The sequence below is a fragment of the Kitasatospora sp. CM 4170 genome (assembly GCF_032110285.1).
Lineage (GTDB): Bacteria > Actinomycetota > Actinomycetes > Streptomycetales > Streptomycetaceae > Kitasatospora > Kitasatospora aburaviensis.
The window spans coordinates 5,742,360-5,758,219 of the sequence record NZ_CP134877.1 but is presented as its reverse complement, the minus strand read 5'-3'; the positions used below and the strand labels follow the sequence as shown (position 1 = coordinate 5,758,219).

The following is a 15,860-nucleotide window of genomic DNA, read 5'->3' as shown; positions in this document are numbered from 1 at the left end:
CCCGGCCCGACCCGGTCGGGCGGCAGTCGAACGAAGGCCCCGGCCCCCGTGCACACGCGCGGGGGCCGGGGCCTTTCGCGGCCCGGGAACGGCACGGACGCGCCGCGCCAAGGTCCCAGCTCTGCAACCAAACCGGCACCGACCTGCGAAGCGAGCTGACGGGTCGATAGGTTATGCCTCGCCAGACCGCCGTCCGGGCGCCCGTCATCGCCCGCGGCCGGCCGATGACCTCACGCTCTCCCAGGGGGACCCACCGCATGACTGCCGACGCACCACGGGACGCCGTCGCCTCCCCGATGCCCCCGGTGTTCCAACCGCTGCACCCGGACGACCCCCGGGAGGTGGGCGGATACCGGTTGTTCGCCCGGCTCGGCGCGGGCGGCATGGGCCGCGTCTACCTGTCCTACACGCCGGGCGGCCGCCCGGTCGCCCTCAAGGTGGTCCGCCCGGAGTTCGCCGAGGACGGCGAGTTCCGCCGCCGCTTCGCCCAGGAGGTCACCAACGCCCAGCGCATCCACGGGCTGTACACCGCCCAGGTGATCGACTCCGGCGTCGACGCCGAGGCGCCCTGGCTGGTCACCGCCTACGTGCCGGGCCCGTCGCTGCAGCAGGTGGTCCGGGAGAACGGTCCGCTGCCGGTCCGCACCGTGCTGCTGCTGATGGGCGGCATCGCCGAGGCACTGCAGGCGATCCACAGCGTCGAGGTGGTGCACCGCGACCTCAAGCCCGCCAACGTGCTGGTGGCCGGCGACGGCCCGCGCGTGATCGACTTCGGCATCGCCCGGGCCGCCGACGCCACCGCCCTCACCGGCACCGGCTACCGGATCGGCTCGCCCGCCTTCATGTCCCCCGAGCAGGCCCAGGGCCGCCCGGTCACCCCGGCCACCGACGTCTTCGCGCTCGGCGCGCTGGCCGCGTACGTGGCCGGCGGCACCGCCCCGTTCGGCGACGGCCCGGACACCGCGGTGCTCTACCGCGTGGTGCACGAGCAGCCCGAGCTGGAGGGCGTCCCGGCCGACCTGCGCGAGCTGGTCCTGCGCTGCCTGGCCAAGTCCCCCGAGGACCGGCCGAAGCCGGCCGAGATCATCGAGATCGCCCGCAACCACCCGTCGGTCGGCGGGCAGCTGCGGTTCGCCGACGACTGGCTGCCCAAGCAGGTCAACACCGAGATCACCCGGCGCTCGGACCTGCCGAAGACCCCGCCGACCCCGCTGCCGGCCGCGCCGGCCACCCCGCCGCCGGCCCCGGCCGTGCCGCCGACCGCGCCCACCGCCGCCACCGCCGCGGCGGCCCCGCCGCAGCCGACCCACCCGGCGACGGCCGTGTCGTACGCCACCCCGCAGCAGCCGCCGGTCACCCCGCCGCCCGGCTTCAGCCCGCCGCCGCTGGGCGCGTACGGCGCCCCGCAGCCGACCGCGGAGTCCCCGACCGGGCCGGTGCTCTCCTCCCCGCCGACCATGCAGCTGCGCCACGAGCCGCCCTCCTACGACACCCCGCCGCCCGGCCCGGTGGTGACCGACACCCCGGCCCCCGCGCCGGAGCCCAAGCGCAAGGGCGTCTCCTGGAAGGCGCTGCTGGTGGTCGCCCTGGTGATGGCGCTCGGCGGCACCGCGGGCGGCGTGGTGCTGATGAAGAAGCTCGGGAACGACGACAAGAAGGCCGACAACTCGGCCTCCGCCCCGCAGACGCCGGGCGGCCTGCCCGCGCCGGCCCAGAGCACGCCCGCCCAGAGCGCGGACTCCCCGGCTGCGGCGCCGAGCCCGACGGCCAGCAAGGCCCCCTCGGCCTCGCCCTCGAAGTCGGCCTCGCCGAGCTCGGGCGGCGTCTCCGCGCCGGCCCGGCCGAGCGGCTACACCCCGGCGCTCGAAAAGGTCTCGCTCGCCATCCCGGGGACGGAGTACGCCAGCGACGCGTACCGGATCGACCTGAACTCCGGCAAGGTGGTGCCCCGCAACACCAACGGCCTGAAGTGGGGCCTCGGCGTCAAGAAGGCGGTCTGCTGCGGTGGCAGGGCCGACTCCTTCGACTCGGTCGGCGACGGCGAGTCCGACTTCGCGGTGATCAGCGACACCGCCGTCACCCCCGAGCAGTGCGCCGCCGCGATCGACTCCCGGCCGGACACCGACCTGAGCTTCAACCGGGTCACCGCGGGCCGGCTGCTCTGCATCCGGGACCGCACCAGCCAGAACATCGCGATCGCCGCGGTGGAGATCGCCGACGCCACCTCCGGGGCGGCCAAGGTGGTCGTCAGCACCTGGCGGGCCAACGGCCAGCCCGGTCTATCCTGACCAGGTCTTATCCCCATCGGACCGGAGCGAACCGTGTACTTCACCGACCGCGGCATCGAGGAGCTGGAGAGCCGGCGCGGCGACGAGGAGGTCACCTTCGAGTGGCTGGCCGAGCGCCTGCGCGAGTTCGTCGACCTGAACCCGGACTTCGAGATCCCGGTCGAGCGGCTGGCCACCTGGCTGGCGCGGCTCGACGACGAGGACGACGACTGACCCGGGGACGACGAGCGACCCGGTGAGACGCCGCCGAAGGGCCCGGGAGGCAACCGCCTCCCGGGCCTTTCGCGTGCCTCCCGTAGGGGGTGGATCGGGGACGGCTCCGGGTCGGCCTCGGGGGCGGGCTCCCTTGACTTCGGCGTTACGCGATATATCGTCTTTAAAAGAGAACGCGATACATCGCGAGTCGCAACGGGAGGCGGCAGAGATGAGCCAGTGGACGATCGAGGGCCCCGACAGGATCACCGTCGACGAGGACGTCCGGACGGTCCACGTCCGGATCATCGACGGCGCCGTGAACGTGGTCGCCGCCGAGGGACCGGCCCGTCTGGAGGTCGGCGAGCTCAAGGGCGAGCCGCTCCACGTCACCCTGGTGGACGGCGTCCTGACGGTCACCTACAAGGACCTCAACAGCTGGAGCGACTTCGGCGACGTGCTCAAGTCGGTCGACTCCGTGAAGGGCTTCTTCTCCTCGCTGAAGCGCCGCCGGAGCGCCTCGGTCACCCTGACCGCGCCGGCCGGCACCGAGGTCAAGGTCGGCACCGTCTCGGCCGACACCACCGTCTCCGGCTTCGCCGAGCACGTCTCGGCCCAGTCCGCCAACGGCGACGTCACCCTGGTCGGACTGGCCGGGCGGACCTCCGCCAACACCGTCTCCGGTGACGTCGACGTCCAGTCGGTGGCCGGCCAGCTCAGGCTGAACACCGTCTCCGGCCAGCTCACCGTGGTCGCCGGCACGGCCGACAAGGTGCTGGCCAACGCCGTCACCGGCGCGGTCACCCTGGACCTCGACGTGGTCAACCCGACCGACATCAAGGTCACCACGGTCAGCGGCCCGGTCGGCATCCGGCTCCCCTCGCTGGCCGACACCAAGGTCGAGGCCGGCACCAACAGCGGGGACATCTCCAGCACCTTCGACCAGCTCAAGGTCGGCGGCACCTGGGGCGCCAAGCGGCTCTCCGGCCAGCTCGGGGACGGCCAGGGCAGCCTCTCGGTGACCACCGTCTCCGGCGCCGTCACCGTGCTGCGCCGCCCCGAGGCCGAGGACGACGGCCCGGTGCTCGTCAAGGAGCTCCCGGCCGGCCCGAAGCCGGAGAAGGACGCCGGCAACGGCCCCGACCTCACCAAGGAGGCCTGATATGAGCCCCGTCTTCGGCCACGGCCGGCTCCGGCTCTACCTGCTGAAGCTGCTCGACGAGTCGCCGCGGCACGGCTACGAGGTCATCCGCCTCCTGGAGGAGCGGTTCCAGGGCCTGTACGCCCCGTCCGCCGGCACCGTCTACCCGCGCCTCGCCAAGCTGGAGCAGGAGGGCCTGGTCGCCCACAGCACCGAGGGCGGCCGCAAGGTCTACCGGCTCACCGACGCCGGCCGCACCGAACTGGCGGCCCGCCAGGGCGAGCTGGACGAGCTGGAGCTGGAGATCCGCGACTCGGTGGCCCAGCTCGCCGGGGCGATCCGCGAGGACGTCCGGGACAGCGCCAAGGACCTCCGCGAGGAACTGTGGGGCGCCGCCAAGCAGGCCCCCCGGCCCGAGCCCGCCGAGGACGGGGACCCGTGGGCCGGCCCCTGGGGGGACAAGGACGCCTGGCAGCGTGCCAAGGAGGAGTTCACCCAGTTCAAGCGGCAGGCCAAGGAGCAGGCCAAGCGCGCCAAGGAGCAGGAGAAGGCGGCCAAGGCCAAGGCGAAGGCCGCCGAGGAGGAGGCCCGCCGGCTCCGCGAGCAGTCCAGGGCGGCGCGGACGGCGGCGCAGCAGGAGGCGCTGCGGATCAAGCGCCGGGTCGAGCAGCAGGTGCGTGAGCACGCCGCCAAGGGCGACTGGCCCACCGGCCTGGCCGAGGGACTCTCCGAGCTGACCAAGGGCCTGGCCGGGCTGGCCGACGCGGCCCGCTGGGGCCACCCGACCGAGGAGGCCGGGCCGGCCGCCGAGCGGATCACCGTCACCCGGATCGACCTGGACAAGGACGGGTCGGCGGGCTCCGCCCCGGCCGACCCGCCGGCGTGGACGGCCACCGACCCGGCCGGCGACCCGGCCCGGGAGCTGGAGCGCCTGCTCGACCGCTTCCGCGACCAGGTCCGCGACGCGGCCCGGGACGGCCGGGTGACGGCCGACCGGCTCAACGAGGCCCGGACGGTGCTGGGCCAGGCCGGCGAGCGGCTGAAGCGCCTGCTCGGCTGAGCCGGCGTGCGGGTGTCCGGTGTCCCTCGGGGGGGGAGCACCGGACACCCGTGCGTTCACGGGTTGAGGACGATCTTCCCGAAGACGTCGCCCTTGGCGAGCCGGGCGAAGCCCTCCCGGGCCTCGGCCAGCGGCAGCACCGAGTCGATCACCGGCCGGACGCCGGCCGTCGCGCAGAGCGAGAGCAGCCCGGCCAGCTCCTCCTTGCTGCCCATCGTCGAGCCGACCACCTTGAGCTCCAGGAAGAAGATCCGGTTCAGCTCGGCGGCCTTCGGGCTGGGGCCGGAGGTGGCACCCGAGATGACGATGGTGCCGCCGGGGCGCAGCGACTTCACCGAGTGCGACCAGGTGGCCGCGCCGACCGTCTCCATCACCGCGTCCACCCGCTCGGGCAGCCGCGCGCCGCTCTCGAAGGCGGCGTCGGCGCCGAGTTCGACGGCCCGGGCGCGCTTGGCCTCGTCCCGGCCGGTGACCCAGACCCGCAGGCCGGCGGCCTTGCCCAGGACCACCAGCGCGGTGGAGACGCCGCCGCCGGCCCCCTGCACCAGCACGGTGTCGCCCGGCTTCACGCCGGCGTTGGTGAACAGCATCCGGTAGGCCGTCAGCCAGGCGGTGGGCAGGCAGGCGGCCTGCTCGAAGGAGAGCTCGGCGGGCTTGGGCAGCAGGTTCCAGGTGGGCACGGCCACCCGGGTGGCGAAGGTGCCCTGGTAGCGCTCGGTCAGGATCGAGCGCGGCTCGTCCGGGCCCACGCCGTGGCCGCTCTGGCCGATCACCGAGTGGATGACCACCTCGTTGCCGTGCTCGTCGACGCCGGCGGCGTCGCAGCCGAGGATCATCGGCAGCTTCTCGGCGGGCAGGCCGACCCCGCGCAGCGACCAGAGGTCGTGGTGGTTGAGGCTGGCGGCCTTGACCGTGACCACGCTCCACCCGGGCCGCGCCTGCGGTTCGGGGAGCTCGCCCAACTCCAGGGCGCTCAGCGGGTCGTCGGCGTCGATTCGTGCGGCGTAGGCAGCAAACATGATCCGGACGATAACGGCGGAGGGCCGGGCCCGGAACCACGCGTCGGTGTGACGCATCTCCTGCCAGTCCCCCGCTCGCCGCCGGGCGCCTGGACCCGCTGCCGACACTCGCCCCCGGCCTGGCGGCCGGGGGGTGCCCCCACGCTCCGGCGCTCGTTCCTCGCTGGTCGCTCGTCGCTCTCGGCAGCGCCGGCGCCCTTTGGCTCGGGGGGAGTGTGAGCGGCCGGGGGAGCGCTCCTCGTGGCGGGAGCGCTCCCCCGTTCGCGTCAGATCCGCGCCACGCCCTCGGCGCGGGCGGCGTCGGCGACGGCCTTGGTGACCGCCGGGGCGACCCGCTCGTCGAACGGCGAGGGGATGACCTTCTGCGGCGTCAGCTCGTCGGCGACCACGCCGGCCAGCGCCTTGGCGGCGGCCAGCTTCATGCCCTCGGTGATCCGGCTGGCCCGGACCTGCAGGGCGCCGGCGAAGATGCCGGGGAAGGCCAGCACGTTGTTGATCTGGTTCGGGAAGTCGCTGCGCCCGGTGGCGACGACTGCCGCGTACTTGTGCGCGACCTCGGGGTGGATCTCCGGGTTGGGGTTGGCCATCGCGAAGACGAAGGCACCCTCGGCCATGGTCGCCACGACCTCCTCCGGCACGGTGCCGCCGGAGACGCCGATGAAGACGTCGGCGCCGGCCAGAGCGTCGGCCAGCGAGCCCTTGATGCCGGACTTGTTGGTCTGCGCGGCGATCTCGGCCTTGACGTCGGTGAGGTCGCCACGGCCGTCGTAGACCACGCCCTTGCGGTCGCAGACCGAGACGTCGCCGATGCCGGCGGCCACCAGCATCTTGGCGATGGCGATGCCGGCCGCGCCGGCGCCGGAGATGACCGCGCGCAGCGAGCCGATCTCCCGGCCGGTCACCTTGGCCGCGTTCCACAGGGCCGCGGTGGTGACGATCGCGGTGCCGTGCTGGTCGTCGTGGAAGATCGGGATGTCCAGGGCCTCCTGGAGCCGGCGCTCGATCTCGAAGCAACGCGGGGCGGAGATGTCCTCCAGGTTCACGCCGCCGAAGGAGGGCGCGAGCCGGACGACCGTCTCGACGATCTCGTCCACATCGGTGCAGGCCAGCGCGATCGGGACCGCGTCCACGCCGCCGAACTGCTTGAACAGGATGGCCTTGCCCTCCATGACGGGCAGCGAGGCCTCCGGGCCGATGTCGCCGAGGCCCAGCACGGCGGTGCCGTCGGTGACGACCGCCACCGTGTTGGCCTTCCAGGTGTAGTCGTTCACCAGCTCCGGCTGCTCGGCGATGGCCGTGCAGACCCGGGCGACACCGGGGGTGTAGGCGAGGGACAGGTCGTCCGCGTCGCGCACCGGGACGGTGGCCCGAACCTCCATCTTGCCGCCGCGGTGGAGCGCGAAAACGGCGTCGACCGGATCGTCGGTGTCCTGCGTGCTGGTGTGGATGATCTCCGCTGCCACGATGACCTCTTCGTCATTGATAGCGAGGGCACGGCCGACGGAGCTGGGGCGACCCTGCCGGAAACCCGAAACCGGGTACGCCGAAGCGGACCCGGGGGGTGGCGGGGTCGGGGCGCTGCCGTCGGGGCCTGCGCCCTCGGGTGAGGGTTGTTTCCAGTTGTCTGCTCTGTGCTACCGGGCCGAGCGTAGGTCGGACGGCGGCATCGCACCTATGCCTTTTCGTCCTCGTTACGTGCATTTCATCCGCATCTCGGCCACTTGACGGCGCCGGGCGTCGGAAGCGCCCGGACCCGGTGGCGGCAACGGCGAACGTGCACGAACACCCGTAGGAGTGAACGCAGACACGAGGGGAGCCGGTGCCACGGATACGGAGTCGGCGTCGATGACTTCCGTTCCTCTGCACCCCGAGTCTGTCTCGACTCGGCGGTCTGGGTTCGAGCGTCGGGGGTCACCCGGTACCGAATTCTGACACACCCGCCGCCGGGCCCCGGAGGGCGGGATGGGAGGATCCCTTGGCCGCCATCTCGCGTACACCCCCGCGACGCCGCGAAGCCTCCACGTCCCTCCCACAGGAGCACGCTCATGCACCACCGCCCCCACCCCCGACGTACGGCCGCCGCCGCCCTCGCGCTGGTGTCCGCCGGAGCCCTCCTGCTGACCGGTTGCGGCGGCGGCGACGAGGAGACCGCGAAGGACGCGGGTGAGGTGGCGCGCGCCAAGCTCCCCAAGGCCCAGCGCAGTGCCGGCGTGCTCCGGGTCGGCTCGGACCTGAACTACGCCCCGGTGGACTTCCGCGGCACCGACGGCAAGCCCGCCGGCCTCGACCCGGACATCGCCGAGGCCCTCGGCAAGGTCCTCAACGTGCGGATCGAGATCGTCGACACCCCGTTCGACAAGTTGATACCGAACCTTCACGCCAAGCAGTACGACGTGGTGATGTCCGCGCTCAGCGACATCCGCCAGCGCCGCGAGGGCGTCGACGACGCCGGCAAGCAGATCAACCCCGGCGTCGACTTCGTGGACTACTTCATCGCCGGCAGCTCGATCACCGTCCCGAAGGGCAACCCCAAGGGCATCCACACCCTGGACGACCTCTGCGGCCGGGTCGTCGCGGTGCAGCAGGGCACCACGCAGGACGAGATCATCGGCCGCCAGGTGACCGCCTGCAGCCGGGCCGGCAAGCCGCTCACCGTGCACAAGTTCGACAGCGACGCCAAGGCGCTGGCCGAGGTCGCCTCCGGCGTGTCGGTGGCCGGTCTGAACGACTTCCCGGTCGCCGCCTACGCCGCGAAGACCACCGACAACGGCAACCGCTTCGAGGTCACCGGCGCACAGTCCAAGTCCAACCCGTACGGCATCGCCGTGCGCAAGGACGACACCGCGCTGCGCGACTCGCTCTCCAAGGCGGTGGACCAGCTGATCCGCAGCGGCGAGTACGACAAGATCCTCTCCAAGTGGAACGTCTCCGCGGGAGCGGCGCAGAACGCGGTGGTCAACGGCGGCATCTGAACCAGCACGACCGGACGAGGAGGCCGGGTCGGATCCGGGGGATCCGACCCGGCCTCCGTGCGTCCGCAATCCCCCGGGCGCGCGGGCGGGCCTCCCGGGCGGAGCGCAGGGGGATCCGCATACTTATACGCAGGGTGACAGGAGCGCGGTATTCGTCCGTATAGCGGACAGCAAGGCCCCTCGTTATCCGATTTTGATCTGAATGAGGGCCATCCGACCGTCATCAGGTGGCAGGATTCCCCCCATCTCGGATCGAGCCGACCACTGGTCGAGGCGGTTCGATCAACTTCCACCTCGGCGGAGGGTGGCGGAAGCAGTACCTCGCACCACCCTGCGCAGACCATTGCCCAGGCCCTGCACCACCGGCTTTGCCCGTACGCAGTACAGCGAAATACCACCCGTACCCGTACAGCGCCGTACGGCCTGCTGCCCCGGTGTGCCGCTCCCCCGCGGCGCGCTCCGCCCGACCTCTCCCTCAGGAGGAGATCCCCCATGACCGCCCGTACCCAGCGCACCCGCCTCCTCGCCGCCGGCGTGGCAGCCGCGTCCCTCTCGCTCGCGCTGACCGCCTGCAGCAGCAGCAAGGAAGAGGGCGGCGGCGCTCCCAACGCCACCGCGACCGTCAGCGAGGTCAAGGCCGACGACAAGCTCGCCGCGCTCGTCCCCGCCGACATCAAGTCCTCCGGCAAGATCATCGTCGGTTCGGACGCCTCCTACGCGCCGAACGAGTTCAAGGACGACAGCGGCAAGATCATCGGCATGGACGTCGACCTGGCCAACGCCATCGCGGCCCGGCTCGGGCTCAAGGCCGACGTCCAGGACTCGCAGTTCACCGCGATCATCCCCGGTATCCAGTCGAACAAGTTCCAGCTCGGCATGTCGTCCCTCACGGACAACAAGGAGCGCGAGCAGACCGTCGACATGGTCACCTACTTCAACGCCGGCAGCGCGATCGCGGTCAAGAAGGGCAACCCGGACAAGATCAGCGCCGACGACCTCTGCGGCAAGAAGGTGGCCGTCCAGACCGGCACCACCCAGGCCCAGGAGATCGTCGACGTCCGCAACCCCGCCTGCGCCAAGGCCGGCAAGCCGGGCGTCGTCAACGACGGTGACAAGTTCGACCTGCAGACCGACGTCACCAACGCCGTGGTCTCCGGCCGCGACCAGGCGATGATGGCCGACTCCCCGGTCGTCGACTACGCCGTCAAGCAGTCCGGCGGCCAGCTGGAGAAGATCGGCACCACCTACGACTCCGCGCCGTACGGCATCGCCCTCGCCAAGGGCGCCGCGATCGCCCCGGCGATCCAGGGCGCCGTCCAGTCGCTGATCGACGACGGCACCTACAAGCAGATCCTCACCAAGTGGGGCGTCGAGGCCGGTGCCCTCGACAAGTCCACCCTCAACGGCGCCGTCAGCTGACCCTCCGCCGGCACATCTCTCCCCCGAGGCCCACACCGTGAACTCTCTGGACAAGGGGCACGCGGAGAAGGGACGGCCTGAGACCATCAAGGCCGTCCCGGTCCGCCACCCCGGACGCTGGGCGGGCGCCGCAGTCATCGCCGTACTGGCTGCAATGCTCGTGAGCGCCCTCTTCACCAACCCCGCCTTCAAGTGGGACATCGTCGGGAAGTACCTCTTCCACGACAGCATCGTGCACGGCATGCTCGTCACGTTGGAGCTGACCGCGCTCTCCATGCTCATGGGTGTGGTCGGCGGCATCATCCTCGCGGTGATGCGGCTCTCCGCGAACCCGCTGCTCTCGGCCACCGCCTGGGTCTACATCTGGGTCTTCCGCGGTACGCCGGTCCTGGTGCAGCTGGTGTTCTGGAACTTCCTCGGCCTGATCTGGGCCAAGCTCTCGATCGGTGTGCCGTGGGGGCCGGAGTTCTGGTCCGAGTCCACCAACGTCCTGATCCCGACCTTCGTCGCCGCCCTGCTGGGCCTGGGCCTCAACGAGGCCGCCTACATGGCGGAGATCGTCCGCGGCGGCATCCAGTCGGTCGACCTGGGACAGACCGAGGCCTCGCACGCGCTCGGCATGAGCCAGTTCCAGACCATGCGGCGGATCGTCCTGCCGCAGGCCATGCGGGTGATCATCCCGCCGACCGGCAACGAGACCATCTCGATGCTCAAGACCACCTCGCTGGTCTCGGTGATCTCCCTGGAGGAGATCTTCCGGGCCGGCCAGGTGATCTACTCTCGGAACTACCAGAACATCCCGATCCTGATCGTGGTCAGCCTCTGGTACCTGTTCTTCACCTCCGTGCTGACCATCGGCCAGTACTACATCGAACGGCACTACGCCCGCGGCTCCAACCGGACGCTCCCGCCGACCCCGCTGCAGCGGGTCCGGGGCCTGTTCCGTGGGAAGCCCACCCCGAAGAAGACCACCGACGTGGTCCCGGGGCTTGAGGGAGGTGGTCACGTATGACCGATCTGACCAAGCCGCCCGTCGACGCCGCCACCGGCCCGATGGTCCGCTCCGAGAACGTCCACAAGTCCTTCGGCCCGGTCGAGGTGCTCAAGGGCATCGACCTGGAGGTCAAGCAGGGCGAGGTGTTCTGCCTGATCGGCCCCTCCGGCTCCGGCAAGTCGACCTTCCTGCGGTGCATCAACCACCTGGAGAAGATCAACGGCGGCCGGCTCTGGGTCGACGGCGAGCTCGTCGGCTACCGGCAGAAGGGCGACAAGCTCTACGAGCTCAAGGACCGCGAGGTCGCGCTCAAGCGGCGGGACATCGGCATGGTCTTCCAGCGCTTCAACCTGTTCCCGCACATGACCGCCATAGAGAACGTCATCGAGGCGCCGGTGCAGGTCAAGGGCGAGTCCAAGTCGGACGCCCGGGAGCGCGCGATGGCCCTGCTGGAGCGGGTCGGCCTGTCCGACAAGGCCAAGAACTACCCGTCCCAGCTCTCCGGCGGCCAGCAGCAGCGTGTCGCCATCGCCCGTGCGCTCGCCATGAAGCCCAAGCTGATGCTCTTCGACGAGCCCACCTCGGCGCTCGACCCCGAGCTGGTCGGCGACGTCCTCGACGTCATGCGCGGACTGGCCGAGGAGGGGATGACCATGGTCGTCGTCACCCACGAGATGGGCTTCGCCCGCGAGGTCGGCGACGCCCTGGTCTTCATGGACGGCGGTGTGGTCGTCGAGTCGGGCAACCCGCGCGACGTCCTCACCGACCCGCAGCACGAGCGCACCCGCGCCTTCCTCTCCAAGGTGCTCTGACCCGAAGTGCTCTGAGCTCACCGGGGTGCGCCCGCCGCACCCCTCGGCGCCCGGCAGGCCGGTCCTGCCGGGCGCCGACGTTTTCCCCGCCCGGGTAATAGGCTGGGAGCATTCAGCCCGTTACCGAATTCTGGAAGGACCACCGTGGAGCTCGCCTCGTACGCCGATCTGGCCGTCCGGCTGGTGAACACCGAGGAGCCCGAGCGCGGCACCGATTCGCTGACCTCGGTGGAGGCGGTGCGCGCCCTGTTCTCCGAGTCCTCGCGCGCCGCCGCGCTCGCCGACGAGTCGGACCTGCCGCGGCTGCGGACCGTCCGGACCCGGCTGCGCGGGGTGTTCGAGGCCGCCGCCGAGGGCGACGAGGTCCGCGGCGTCGACCTGTTGAACAGCCTGCTCATGGAGTTCCCGGTCAGCCCGCTGGTCTCCGGCCACGAGCACCTGGACGACGCCGGGCGCCCGCGCTGGCACCTGCACCTGGCCGACAACTCGCCGACCGCCACCGCCCACTTCAGCGCCGTCGCGTGCATGGGGCTGGCGGTGCACCTGACCGAGCTGGGCGCCGACCGGCTGGGCATCTGCCAGGCCGCGCCCTGCCGCAACGCCTACCTCGACACCTCCACCAACCGGTCCCGGCGGTACTGCTCGGACCGCTGTGCCACCCGGGCCAACGTCGCCGCGTACCGGGCCCGCAAGCGGCAGGAGGCCCAGGACGCGGCCGCCCTCGACGGGCAGGCCTGACAGCTCTAGAGGGAGTCCGGGTCGACCCAGACGCCGCAGCGGCGGGCCAGGCCCGGCACCCGGGCGAGCGGGCCGGAGAGCAGCAGACGCTCCAGCCCCCGGCCCGGCGCCAGCCAGGCCGGCCGCGGCCGCAGCCGCAGCAGCACCCGGCCGAGCACGAGCTCGTCCGGGACGGCGCCGTAGCTGCGGCTGTCGCTGTCGATCGGCCGGTTGTCGGAGAGCAGCCACCAGCCCTTGGCCCGGCGCTCGGCCGCCCGCTTCACCACCAGCAGGTCCTGCTGGAACGGGTGGCGGAAGACCACCACCGCGCCCGGCCGGATCCGCGCGCCGTAGCGGACCAGCAGCTGGTCGCCCTCGCGCAGGGTCGGCACCATCGAGGGGCCCGCCACGTCGATCAGTCCGAACGGCGCGCCACCCCCCGGGGTGCCGCCCTCCGGTTCCGCCATCCGCGCCACGACTCCTCCTCCCGGCCGGCCGCGTCCAAGTCTGCCGCACCGGCGGCCTCCCGGCCGGTGTCCGGATTGGCCCGGTTCCGACTCCGCCTTTTGACCGAGGCCCACCGCCCGATCGCGAAACCCACGGGCCGGAAGGGTAATCTCGGGCGCGGGAAGACGATCTAAGGAAGGACTCCCATGTTCTCTCGTCTGTTTGCACCTCGCGCCACCGCCCACGCCCACTGCGACCTCCCCTGCGGCGTGTACGACCCGGCGCAGGCCCGGATCGAGGCCGAGTCGGTCAAGGCCACCCAGGAGAAGTACCAGGCCAACGAGGACCCGCACTTCCGCGCCCGCGCCATCATCATCAAGGAGCAGCGCGCCGAGGCCGTCAAGCACCACATCTCGGTGCTGTGGAGCGACTACTTCAAGGCCCCGCACTTCGAGAAGTACCCGCAGCTGCACCAGCTGATCAACGACACCCTGAAGGCCGCCTCGGCCACCAAGGCGTCGACCGACCCGGCCACCGGCCAGGCCCTGCTCGACCTGATCGCCGAGGTCGACAAGATCTTCTGGGAGACCAAGCAGGCCTGATCCCCGATCAGCCCGCACCGACCGCCCCCGTCCGGCCCGCCGGACGGGGGCGGTCGCGTTCTCCGCGGGCCCGGCGCACCCGGTAAGGGTCAAAGGGCCTGATCACTTGTTATGCTGCCAGGGTGCCCCGCGGGGGAAGCCGGTGCGAATCCGGCGCTGACCCGCAACGGTAAGCGGTGCCCCGTGCCCCGCGAGCCCGATCGCCCCGGGGTGCCGACCTCCCGACAACTCGCCGCGGACTGCGAGGGGATGGCGCCCCGGCACGCCTGCGGCCCGGGCGCGATCGCCCGTCGCCGGCCGCGGCCAGAGGCGAAGGCGCGCCACCCGTGACCACCGCAGCGACCGCACCGCCCCCGACGGCGCCCACGCCCGTGCCCGCAGCGGCCCGCCGCCTGCCCACCGGCCCGCTGGCCGCCGGCCTGGCGTCGGCGCTGCTGCTCTCGCTGGTCTGCGGGGTGGCCCTGGGCTCCACCGGACTCGGCTGGTCGCACGTGCTGCGCTTGCTGGGAGCCGGACTGACGGGCGGTCGGCTGCCGGCCGAGGAGGCCGCCGCGTACGCCATCGTCTGGGAGATCCGGCTGCCGCGCACCGTGCTGGCCGCCGTGGTCGGCGCCGGGCTCGCGGCCACCGGGGTCGCCGTGCAGGCGATGGTCCGCAACGCGCTCGCCGACCCGTTCGTCCTCGGCATCTCCTCCGGCGCCGCGGTCGGCGCCAACGCGGTGCTCCTGCTCGGCGCCTTCGCCTCGCTCGGGGTCTGGGCGATCTCGGTCTCCGCGTTCGGCGCGGCGCTGCTCGCCATGGTGCTGGTGTACGCCGCCGCACGGACCGCGGCCGGTCTCACCCCGCTGCGGCTGGTCCTCACCGGCACGGCGATGTCCTACGGCTTCTCGGCGGTGACGGCGCTGATGGTGTTCGCGGCCGCGCGCGGCGAGGCGGCCCGCAGCGCCATGATGTGGCTGCTCGGCAGCCTCGGCGGGGCGACCTGGGGCTCGGTTCCGATCGCCGCCGCCACCGTGCTGGCCGGCCTCGCCCACCTGGCCTGCGCCGCCGGGCGGCTGGACGCGCTGGCGATGGGCGACGAGACCGCCGCCTCGCTCGGCGTGGACGGCGACCGGCTGCGCCGGGAACTGTTCGCCGTGACCGCGGCCGTCACCGGCACCGTGGTGGCGGTCAGCGGCGCGATCGGCTTCGTCGGCCTGATGGTGCCTCACCTGACCCGGATGCTGGTCGGCGCCGGCCACCGCCGGGTGCTGCTGGTCGCCCCCCTCGCGGGCGCGCTGCTGCTGGTCTGGGTGGACATCGTCTCGCGCACCCTGCTGGCCCCGGCCGAGCTGCCGGTCGGCGTGGTCACGGCGGTGCTCGGGGTGCCCTGCTTCCTGCTGCTGATGCGCCGTCGCGGCCACGCCCTCGGAGGCCGCTGATGGACGTCTCCCTCGACGGCCTCTCGGTCGACCTGGCCGGCACGCGGCTGGTCCACGACGTCACCCTGGCCGCCCCCGGCGGCCGGCTGGTCGGCCTGGTCGGGCCGAACGGCAGCGGCAAGTCCACCCTGCTGCGCTGCGTCTACCGGGCGCTGCGGCCGGCCGCCGGCGCCGTCCGGCTGGACGGCGAGGACCTGCACGCGCTGCCCGCGCGCGAGGCCGCCCGGCGGGTGTCCGCGCTGCCGCAGGAGCACTCCGCCGAGTTCGACTTCACGGCCGCCGAGGTGGTCGGGATGGGCCGGCTGCCGCACCGGGGCGGCTTCGCCCGGCCGAGCGCCGGCGACGACGGGAAGTGCGCCGCCGCGCTGCGGCGGGTGGGCGCCGGGCACCTGGCCGGGCGCGGCTTCCTGAGCCTGTCCGGCGGGGAGAAGCAGCGCGTGCTGATCGCCCGCGCGCTGGTCCAGGAGCCGCGCGTGCTGGTGCTCGACGAGCCCACCAACCACCTGGACATCGCCCACCAGCTGGAGGTCCTGGCGCTGGTCCGGGAGGCCGGCCCCACGGTGCTCACCGCTCTGCACGACCTCAACCTGGCGGCCGCCCACTGCGATCTGCTGTACGTCATCGCGGCCGGGCGGATCGTCGCTTCCGGGGCACCCGCCGAGGTGCTCGAACCCGCCCTGCTGGCCGAGGTGTTCGGCGTCCGCGCGACCCCCGTCCGGCACCCGGTGACGGGCGCCGTCCAGCTGCTCTTCGACCGACTCCACTGACCCCGAGGA

At 72.5% G+C, this 15,860-nt stretch carries 15 protein-coding genes and 1 riboswitch; of the genes, 12 read left to right on the top strand and 3 right to left on the bottom strand.

Going from position 1 to position 15,860, the window contains the following annotated elements; all coding sequences use genetic code 11:
• The first annotated feature begins 257 nt into the window (after positions 1-257).
• The 4 genes from RMN57_RS24685 (at position 258) to RMN57_RS24670 (ending at position 4,681) form a co-directional block, all read left to right on the top strand.
• Complete coding sequence (locus RMN57_RS24685) at positions 258-2,288, top strand: serine/threonine-protein kinase (RefSeq protein WP_313765510.1); 2,031 nt, start codon at positions 258-260, stop codon at positions 2,286-2,288.
• Between the two features lie 33 nt (positions 2,289-2,321).
• Positions 2,322-2,501, top strand: coding sequence for a DUF6104 family protein (locus RMN57_RS24680; RefSeq protein WP_313765509.1), 180 nt, complete (start codon positions 2,322-2,324; stop codon positions 2,499-2,501).
• Between the two features lie 211 nt (positions 2,502-2,712).
• Positions 2,713-3,642, top strand: coding sequence for a DUF4097 family beta strand repeat-containing protein (locus tag RMN57_RS24675; RefSeq protein ID WP_313765508.1), 930 nt, complete (start codon positions 2,713-2,715; stop codon positions 3,640-3,642).
• A 1-nt stretch (position 3,643) separates the two neighbouring features.
• Positions 3,644-4,681: a PadR family transcriptional regulator gene (locus RMN57_RS24670; protein ID WP_313765507.1), complete on the top strand. Its 1,038-nt coding sequence runs from the start codon at positions 3,644-3,646 to the stop codon at positions 4,679-4,681.
• A 56-nt stretch (positions 4,682-4,737) separates the two neighbouring features.
• Here RMN57_RS24670 and RMN57_RS24665 read toward each other — a convergent pair whose 3' ends face one another.
• Both RMN57_RS24665 and RMN57_RS24660 read right to left on the bottom strand, forming a co-directional pair.
• The gene (locus RMN57_RS24665; RefSeq protein WP_313765506.1) at positions 4,738-5,700 is read right to left on the bottom strand and encodes a zinc-binding dehydrogenase; all 963 of its coding nucleotides are present in this window, start codon (positions 5,698-5,700) and stop codon (positions 4,738-4,740) included.
• Positions 5,701-5,966: 266 nt separating this feature from the next.
• Positions 5,967-7,163, bottom strand: a complete 1,197-nt coding sequence (locus tag RMN57_RS24660) for an NADP-dependent malic enzyme (protein ID WP_313765505.1) — start codon at positions 7,161-7,163, stop codon at positions 5,967-5,969.
• A gap of 582 nt (positions 7,164-7,745) precedes the next feature.
• On the opposite strand from RMN57_RS24660, the gene RMN57_RS24655 reads away from it, so the two are divergent.
• From RMN57_RS24655 to RMN57_RS24635, 5 genes are all read left to right on the top strand, one after another.
• The gene (locus tag RMN57_RS24655; protein WP_313765504.1) at positions 7,746-8,672 is read left to right on the top strand and encodes an ABC transporter substrate-binding protein; all 927 of its coding nucleotides are present in this window, start codon (positions 7,746-7,748) and stop codon (positions 8,670-8,672) included.
• A gap of 492 nt (positions 8,673-9,164) precedes the next feature.
• Positions 9,165-10,091 carry an ABC transporter substrate-binding protein gene (locus RMN57_RS24650; RefSeq protein WP_313765503.1) on the top strand — a complete coding sequence of 309 codons (927 nt, stop codon included), beginning with the start codon at positions 9,165-9,167 and terminating at the stop codon, positions 10,089-10,091.
• Between the two features lie 37 nt (positions 10,092-10,128).
• The gene (locus RMN57_RS24645) at positions 10,129-11,103 is read left to right on the top strand and encodes an amino acid ABC transporter permease (RefSeq protein WP_313765502.1); all 975 of its coding nucleotides are present in this window, start codon (positions 10,129-10,131) and stop codon (positions 11,101-11,103) included.
• A 41-nt stretch (positions 11,104-11,144) separates the two neighbouring features.
• Positions 11,145-11,897, top strand: coding sequence for an amino acid ABC transporter ATP-binding protein (locus tag RMN57_RS24640; RefSeq protein ID WP_380237327.1), 753 nt, complete (start codon positions 11,145-11,147; stop codon positions 11,895-11,897).
• A 144-nt stretch (positions 11,898-12,041) separates the two neighbouring features.
• Positions 12,042-12,635: a CGNR zinc finger domain-containing protein gene (locus RMN57_RS24635; RefSeq protein WP_313765500.1), complete on the top strand. Its 594-nt coding sequence runs from the start codon at positions 12,042-12,044 to the stop codon at positions 12,633-12,635.
• Positions 12,636-12,640: 5 nt separating this feature from the next.
• On the opposite strand, the gene sodX is transcribed toward RMN57_RS24635, so the two are convergent.
• Positions 12,641-13,081, bottom strand: coding sequence for a nickel-type superoxide dismutase maturation protease (sodX, locus tag RMN57_RS24630; protein WP_313765499.1), 441 nt, complete (start codon positions 13,079-13,081; stop codon positions 12,641-12,643).
• A 186-nt stretch (positions 13,082-13,267) separates the two neighbouring features.
• Here sodX and sodN point away from each other — a divergent pair, with 186 nt between their 5' ends.
• The 3 genes from sodN to RMN57_RS24615 all read left to right on the top strand — a co-directional run bounded on the left by sodN (position 13,268) and on the right by RMN57_RS24615 (position 15,851).
• Positions 13,268-13,663, top strand: coding sequence for a superoxide dismutase, Ni (sodN, locus tag RMN57_RS24625; protein WP_238865337.1), 396 nt, complete (start codon positions 13,268-13,270; stop codon positions 13,661-13,663).
• Positions 13,664-13,766: 103 nt separating this feature from the next.
• A riboswitch (cobalamin riboswitch) is annotated at positions 13,767-13,886 on the top strand.
• Positions 13,887-13,989: 103 nt separating this feature from the next.
• The gene (locus RMN57_RS24620; protein WP_380237314.1) at positions 13,990-15,084 is read left to right on the top strand and encodes a FecCD family ABC transporter permease; all 1,095 of its coding nucleotides are present in this window, start codon (positions 13,990-13,992) and stop codon (positions 15,082-15,084) included.
• Positions 15,084-15,851: an ABC transporter ATP-binding protein gene (locus RMN57_RS24615; protein ID WP_313765498.1), complete on the top strand. Its 768-nt coding sequence runs from the start codon at positions 15,084-15,086 to the stop codon at positions 15,849-15,851. The genes RMN57_RS24620 and RMN57_RS24615 overlap by 1 nt, the downstream gene beginning before the upstream one ends.
• Positions 15,852-15,860: the final 9 nt, after the last annotated feature.

What these genes read in the sequence shown, in the direction of transcription:
- RMN57_RS24685 (WP_313765510.1), top strand. Translation starts at nt 258, where the DNA reads ATGACTGCCGACGCACCACGGGACGCCGTCGCCTCCCCGATGCCCCCG.
- RMN57_RS24675 (WP_313765508.1), top strand. Translation starts at nt 2,713, where the DNA reads ATGAGCCAGTGGACGATCGAGGGCCCCGACAGGATCACCGTCGACGAG.
- RMN57_RS24670 (WP_313765507.1), top strand. Translation starts at nt 3,644, where the DNA reads ATGAGCCCCGTCTTCGGCCACGGCCGGCTCCGGCTCTACCTGCTGAAG.
- RMN57_RS24665 (WP_313765506.1), bottom strand. Translation starts at nt 5,700, where the DNA reads ATGTTTGCTGCCTACGCCGCACGAATCGACGCCGACGACCCGCTGAGC.
- RMN57_RS24655 (WP_313765504.1), top strand. Translation starts at nt 7,746, where the DNA reads ATGCACCACCGCCCCCACCCCCGACGTACGGCCGCCGCCGCCCTCGCG.
- RMN57_RS24650 (WP_313765503.1), top strand. Translation starts at nt 9,165, where the DNA reads ATGACCGCCCGTACCCAGCGCACCCGCCTCCTCGCCGCCGGCGTGGCA.
- RMN57_RS24640 (WP_380237327.1), top strand. Translation starts at nt 11,145, where the DNA reads ATGGTCCGCTCCGAGAACGTCCACAAGTCCTTCGGCCCGGTCGAGGTG.
- sodX (WP_313765499.1), bottom strand. Translation starts at nt 13,081, where the DNA reads ATGGCGGAACCGGAGGGCGGCACCCCGGGGGGTGGCGCGCCGTTCGGA.
- sodN (WP_238865337.1), top strand. Translation starts at nt 13,268, where the DNA reads ATGTTCTCTCGTCTGTTTGCACCTCGCGCCACCGCCCACGCCCACTGC.
- RMN57_RS24615 (WP_313765498.1), top strand. Translation starts at nt 15,084, where the DNA reads ATGGACGTCTCCCTCGACGGCCTCTCGGTCGACCTGGCCGGCACGCGG.